Origin of the sequence: Streptomyces sp. SID5785 (genome assembly GCF_009870065.1) — a bacterium.
Classification (GTDB): Bacteria; Actinomycetota; Actinomycetes; order Streptomycetales; family Streptomycetaceae; genus Streptomyces.
This window is the reverse complement of record NZ_WWIA01000408.1, coordinates 1-4,967: the sequence shown is the minus strand read 5'-3', so window position 1 is coordinate 4,967 and position 4,967 is coordinate 1. Positions and strand designations below refer to the sequence as shown.

The following is a 4,967-nucleotide window of genomic DNA, read 5'->3' as shown; positions in this document are numbered from 1 at the left end:
CGGTGGGGGCCGGTCGCGCAGTTCCCCGCGCCCCTGAAGGCCAGCCCCCACCGGCCGTCACGTGAGAGACAGCGGCTCAGCCGCGATGGATCGTGATCGTCGTCCAGGCCCCGACATGGACCCGGTCACCGTCCTGCAGCGGCACCGGAACGAACGGCTGGATCGGCTCGTCGCCCCCGTTGACCGTCGTCCCGTTCGTCGAGTTCTGGTCGACGACCGCCCACGACCCGTCCGGCTGCTGCACGAGCACCGCGTGCTGGTGCGACACCCCGGGGTCCTCCGGCGGCACCGACAGGTCGATGTCCGGGGTGTCCCCGGTCGAGTGCCGGCGGCGGCCGATCGAGATCTGGTTCCCGACCAGCTCACGGCGCTGCTCGGGCGAGTACGCCGGCAGGTTGAGTCCCGAGGCCTCGGGACCGCTGCGGTGCATCATCGCCATGAAGTACTCACGGTCGGGACCGATCGTCGCCGACCAGGTCACCGGCCCGGCCTGCGGAGCCTGCGGCTGCTGCGGGTACCCCGGCTGCTGCGGCTGGTGCTGCTGCGGCGGCGCGGGCGGGGCGGCCTGCGCGGACGGGGGCGAGATCACCCAGTCGTCCCCGCCGGTCCCGCCGCCGCCGAAGGACGGCCCGGGGGGTGCCGGGGGACCCGGCTGGGCGGGCGGCGCGGGCGGACCCGGCTGCTGGTGCTGCGGCGGCGCGGGCGGACCGGGCGGCTGCTGCTGGAAGGCCTGCGGGACGCCGCCGCCGGTGGCGTGCGGACCCGGCGGGGGCGGGAACGGCCCCGAGGGCTCGCCGCCGAAGGGGTTCGGCGGGATCGGCTCGGCCGGCCGGTTCATCTGCGACGGGCGCGAGCCCTGGTACTCGTACGGGTCGGGACCCTGCGGCGGCTGCTGGAAGCGCAGCGCCGGGTTCGGACCCTGCGGGCCGCCGGGGCCCGTGGCACCGCCCGGGCCGCCGGAGGTCGGCAGCGGAGGGTTCGGCGCGGCCGGGGTGTACGACGTCGCCGTGTTCGTGAGGAAGTTCCAGCGGCACTCCTCGCAGAACGGCGCGCCGCCCTCACGCGGCGTGCGGCACTGCGGGCAGAGCTCGGGCGCTCCGCCGCCCATCGGCGCCTGCGGCACCGACGGACCGGGGTATCCGTATCCGGCGGCCGGGGGCGGCGGCGGGGGCGGGGGCACGGCACCGGCCATGCGGTGACCGCAGACCTCGCACCAGTCGTCGGAACCCGACTGGTGTCCGTTCGGGCAGGTCGGCATGTCGGCGCTTCCCCCTCTCCTTCACGTGCCTGGTGACCAGGCCTGTTGCGCGTACGTGTCAGGCTTGCTTCTTGACGCGAACCGTCTTGGTGGACCGGGTCTCGAGAGTCATCTCGTCGGCCTCCGCGACCTTCGCCTTCAATCGAACAGTACCTTCCGCGGCGTCGACCACGTCCACCACCTTCGAAAGCAGTTTCGCCGTACCGTCGTTTCCGGAGAGCGCCGCGAGCTGCACCGCGCGGCCCAGTTTCGCGGTCGCACCGTCCACGTCACCGGCCTTGCGGGCGTCCAGTCCCTGCTGGATGACCTGGGCCAGCTCGGCCTGCCCGGTGTAGTGCGCGACCTGCGGGTTGATCGACGTGGAGGCCGCCATGTCGTCCGTCCACACCGCCCGGACCAGCCCCTGCGACAGCGTCTGCGCGGTGCCGTCCGGCTGCGGGACCACGAGGGAGACCCGGGCCGCGAGCATCTCCTGGCCCAGCTCCGCGAACGGCACCTGCACACACACGTGGTAGTCGCGGGACTCGTCGCCCCACGCACCCGTCGGGTAGTCGCCGGCCCGCGGACCGGCCTCGGTGCGCCGGTCGGTCAGCTCCTCGACCGCGGGCGCGACCTGCTTGACGAACTTGATCTCGGAGCCGAGCGGCGTCCACAGGCGCAGCGCGACGTCCGCGACCTCCTTGCCCATCGCCGTCTCCATCATCTGCGTGAAGTCCTCGGCGAGGTGCGCCGGGTCGGCGACGATGTCGGCGGTGCCGAGCAGCGCGGAGGCGATCCCTGTGACCTCCTTCACCTCCCAGTCGGTGCCGACCCCGCGGGCGTCGCACGTGAAGCGGCCCGCGCTGTGGTCGAGGGCGGCCCGCAGGTCCTCCGGCGACTCGTGCTCGTTGCGCCCGTCGGTCAGCAGGATGCCGTGCCGCACCGCCGTCGCCGGCACCTCGGCCGAGGACAGCAGCCGGTCGGCGAGGCGCAGCCACGTGCCGATCGCGGTGCCGCCGCCCGCGGACAGCTTGCGCAGCGCCTGCCGGGCCTGCTCGCGGGTGACGGGCGAGGCGACCGCCACCCGGCCGCCGCCCGGATACACCTCCTGCGCGACGTGCGTGCCCGCGATCACCGCGAAGTGCACCCCGTCGCGCAGCGCGTCGATCGCGGCCGCCGACGCCTCGCGGGCGCCGCGCATCTTCGTCGGCGGGTAGTCCATCGAGCCCGAGCAGTCCACCATCAGCGCCACCGCCGCGTCCGGACCGCCGCCCGCGCCCCGCTGCTGCGGGACGCCGGCGGTGCCGCCGCCGGTGGAGGTCACCGTGACGATCGCGTTGACCTCACGCCCGCCCTCCGGCAGGTACTCGTTCTGGTAGACGTCGACGGAGAACCGCGGAGCGCCCGGTTTCGAGAAATTGGCCATGGTGACAAGTCCCCCCTGAACAACACCATCTGCTGGCGTGGCGACGCCGATCGGACCGGACCGTCCGGACCGTCCGGTCTAGGCCGATCCTGCCCCCGCGGGCGGGACCGGGAACGGCAGCACCGCCACTGTTACGTTGTCGTGGCCGCCGCCGTCGAGGGCGTGGCCGACCAGAACCTGCGCCGCGTGCAGCGGCCGGACGGAGGCGTCGGCCGGGACGGCCCGCGCCATGTCCGCGGCGGACTCCGCGTAGTTCCACAGCCCGTCGGTGCAGACCACGATCACCCCGGGCCGGTCCGGCTTGAACGAGGCGGTGTGCGGCTCCAGTTCGTACGCGTCCGCGCCGAGCCAGCCGGTGATCGCGTGCGCCCGTTCGTCCGCGTACGCCTCGGCCTCGCTCATCAGACCGGCCGCCACCATCTGCGCCGCCCACGAGTCGTCCTCGGTGAGCCGGGCCGGGGGCGCGGTGCGGTCGTCCGGCACCCAGTAGGCGCGCGAGTCGCCGATCCAGCCGACGACGAGCAGCTCCTTCGTGACGACCGAACCGACGAAGGTGCAGGCCGGAGCGTTCTGGTGGGGCTGGTGCTCGCGGGCCGTGGCCGGCTCCTGGGCCAGTGCGTTCACCGCGTCGGCGGCGGTGACGATGGCCTCGTGCATGGCCTGCTGCGGATGTGTGCCGCGCGGCAGCGAGTCGTGCAGGGCCTCGTTGGCGGCGCGGGTCGCGGCCAGCGAGGCGTCGTCCGGGCGGGTCGCCGAGGAGACCCCGTCGCAGACCACGGCGACCACCGCGGGGGAGCCGTCCGGCAGCGCGGCGGAGGACACGGCGAACGCGTCCTCGTTGCGGTGGTGGCGCAGGCCCCGGTCGCTGACCGCGGCGACGGCACCCAACTCCTGCTCCATGTGATCGCGTTCGCGGGGCTGCGCGTGCCCGCAGTTCTCGCAGTAGCCGTCCGGGTCGACCTGTCCGGACCGGCACGCCACGCACAGCTTCGTGCCGGCCGGCGGGGTCGCCGCCTCCAGCTGCTGCGCGGTCGCCGTACGCGGATCGGGCGCCGCGAGCGGGAAGTCGGGCCCGGCCGCGGGCTCGGCGGCGTCGGGGCCGTCGAAGCGGACCTCGGTGGGCAGTTCGCTGCCCGCCGAGTCCGTGCCCTCCAGGTCCGTCGGCAGATGCACCGGCGCGGGCGTGTCCGAACTGTCCAGCTCGGGCGCGGCCGGCCACGCGACCGACCCGCCCTCGGACCCGCTCCCGGCTCCGCTCTCCGGTGCCGGCGCGGCCGACAGGTCGTACCCGCACGCACCGCAGAAGCGGTCGCTCTCCTCGAGCGGCTCCTCGCAGCTGGGACACACTGACATGGCGGCCGCCTTCTGCGTCTGCGACATCAACTCACACCCACGTCCGGGGGCGGTAACGGTTGGCCCGCTCCACCAGTTCGATCCTCTCCTCGCCGCGCCGGGCGAGCCTGGCCAGCGTCCGGTACGAACGCTCCAGGCCCAGGCGCAGCCCGTGCTCGTCCAGTTCGCTGCCGAGCACCTCGGCGCGGACGGGACCCTGCGGCGGAGCGGAACCCTGCCTACCGGAGAGTACCCAGTCGAGGGCCGTGCCGAGGACCTCGGTGGACAACTCCTCGCGGCGCACCGCGTCCAGACCGAACGCGTCGAGCGCCTCGACCTGCCCCGCGGCGGCCGTCAGATCGCCGAGCAGCGGGTCCCCGGCCGCGGCGCCCGCCGCCATCCGGCCGCGCAGCCGCGCCCGCACGGCCGCCACCCGGGCCGCCGTGTAGTGGATCGAGGCCTCCGGCACCGACTCCAGGGTGCGCACGGCGCCGCCCCGGTCCCCGGCCGCGAGCTGCACCCGGGCCAGGCCGAACGCGGCGCTCACATAGCTCGGGTCCGTCGCCCAGACGAGGCGGTAGTACTCCGCCGCGTTGTCGAGCTGGCCGAGGACCTCCGCGCACACGCCGAGTGCGAGCTTCGGTGCCGGCTCGCCGGGGAACGCGTCGTAGACCGCGTCGAAGGACAGGGCCGCGCTCGCGTGGTCGCCCGTCGCCAGCGCCGCGACACCCCGGTACCAGACCACCCGCCAGTCGTCCGGGCGCTCCCGCTCCAGGTCGGTGAGGCCGCGCGCCGCCGAGTCCAGCTCGCCCATCTCCAGGCGGGCCCGCAGCTCGCGCAGCCGCAGCTCCAGGGACCCGGCCGGGGCCGCGTGCAGGGCCGCGATCAGCTCGGCGGGCGCGGACGCCATCAGGCCCGCGAGGAACCCGGCGTTCGGGTCGCCCGGGTCCACCCGCGGCACCGGCAGGGCGA

4 protein-coding genes are annotated in these 4,967 nt (G+C 75.0%); all 4 read right to left on the bottom strand.

The features are described 5' to 3' along the window. Window positions 1-76: 76 nt before the first annotated feature. Window positions 77-1,258 carry an FHA domain-containing protein gene (locus GTW43_RS13575; RefSeq protein ID WP_161301925.1) on the bottom strand — a complete coding sequence of 394 codons (1,182 nt, stop codon included), beginning with the start codon at window positions 1,256-1,258 and terminating at the stop codon, window positions 77-79. Window positions 1,259-1,316: 58 nt separating this feature from the next. After that, the gene (locus GTW43_RS13570; RefSeq protein WP_161301924.1) at window positions 1,317-2,663 is read right to left on the bottom strand and encodes a VWA domain-containing protein; all 1,347 of its coding nucleotides are present in this window, start codon (window positions 2,661-2,663) and stop codon (window positions 1,317-1,319) included. A 78-nt stretch (window positions 2,664-2,741) separates the two neighbouring features. Then, window positions 2,742-4,016: a protein phosphatase 2C domain-containing protein gene (locus GTW43_RS13565; protein ID WP_237536579.1), complete on the bottom strand. Its 1,275-nt coding sequence runs from the start codon at window positions 4,014-4,016 to the stop codon at window positions 2,742-2,744. A 31-nt stretch (window positions 4,017-4,047) separates the two neighbouring features. Continuing rightward, window positions 4,048-4,967, bottom strand: a 920-nt coding sequence (locus GTW43_RS13560; protein WP_161301922.1) for a tetratricopeptide repeat protein, incomplete at its 5' end; no start/stop codon positions are given.